Below are 647 nucleotides of genomic sequence, written 5' to 3' on the forward strand. Positions count from 1 at the left end.
GATCAAGGACTTTATGAAGCGTCTAATTTAGATGGAGCCAATAAATGGCAGGAATTTTGGAAAATCACATTCCCGCTCATTGCGCCGTTTTTCACGATCAATATGGTTCTTGCGATGAAGAATTTCTTAATGGTGTTTGACCACATTATGGCTTTAACAGGCGGTGGACCTGGTCGATCAACAGAGTCGATTTCGCTATTAATTTATCGTGGTGGTTTCCAAGGTGGGGAATTTGCCTACCAATCGGCTAATGCAGTAATTTACTTTATCATCATCGTAACGATCTCAATTATCCAAATTCGTTTCTTGCAGAAGCGGGAGGTGCAAATGTAATGAACACGAAAAAAATAAACTGGACCGTTACCACATTACTTATCGTTGGGTCCATCGTGATTTTATTTCCACTTTATTTAACCGTTGTGAATGCATTTAAAACGCCGCAAGAAACGGCTCAAAGTATTTTAGCTCTTCCTTCTTCGTGGAGTATTGAGAATTTCACAACAGCGATTGAAATGACTAATTTCTTTAATGCGTTTTCGAATAGTTTCTATATTACGTTCTTCACCGTTGTTTTAACGGTGTTAACGAACTCATTGGTCGCTTATGCGATTGCTAGAAACATGCATAAAAAAGTGTATAAAGTATTA

At 38.0% G+C, this 647-nt stretch carries 1 protein-coding gene and 1 pseudogene; both read left to right on the top strand.

Translation table 11 applies throughout. From position 1 onward, the window contains the following. Positions 1-333, top strand: a 333-nt coding sequence (locus SAZ04_RS21605) for a carbohydrate ABC transporter permease (RefSeq protein WP_332699550.1), incomplete at its 5' end; no start/stop codon positions are given. After that, positions 333-647 (top strand): annotated as a pseudogene (locus SAZ04_RS21610) (carbohydrate ABC transporter permease); the annotation flags it as partial. The gene SAZ04_RS21605 and the pseudogene SAZ04_RS21610, both read left to right, overlap by 1 nt.

Origin of the sequence: Halalkalibacter lacteus, from assembly GCF_036663595.1 — a bacterium.
Classification (GTDB): domain Bacteria; phylum Bacillota; class Bacilli; order Bacillales; family Bacillaceae_D; genus Halalkalibacter; species Halalkalibacter lacteus.